At 67.7% G+C, this 427-nt stretch carries 1 protein-coding gene; it reads left to right on the top strand.

Annotated features, from left to right (window positions below):
• The coding region (locus ALMP_RS34870; protein WP_309299574.1) for a carboxyl transferase domain-containing protein at positions 1–427 on the top strand (427 nt) is incomplete at both ends.

Here is a 427-nt window from a genome sequence, read left to right as displayed (position 1 = left end):
GCCACGAAGATCCACAAGATCATGGACATGGCGATCGCGGCCGGTGCGCCGCTGGTGTCGCTCAACGACGGTGCCGGTGCCCGGATCCAGGAGGGTGTCTCCGCGCTCGCCGGTTACGGCGGGATCTTCCAGCGCAACACCAAGGCCTCCGGTGTCATCCCGCAGATCAGTGTGATGCTCGGTCCGTGCGCGGGCGGCGCGGCCTACAGCCCGGCCCTGACCGACTTCGTGTTCATGGTCCGTGAGACCTCGCAGATGTTCATCACCGGCCCGGACGTCGTCAAGGCGGTCACCGGTGAGGAGATCACCCAGAACGGCCTGGGCGGCGCGGACGTGCACGCCGAGACCAGCGGTGTGTGCCACTTCGCCTACGACGACGAGGAGACCTGCATCGCGGAGGTCCGCTACCTCCTCTCCCTCCTCCCGC

The sequence above is a fragment of the Streptomyces sp. A012304 genome, from assembly GCF_026008495.1.
In the GTDB taxonomy this organism is placed as follows: domain Bacteria; phylum Actinomycetota; class Actinomycetes; order Streptomycetales; family Streptomycetaceae; genus Streptomyces.
This window is presented reverse-complemented; position numbering and strand designations above follow the sequence as displayed.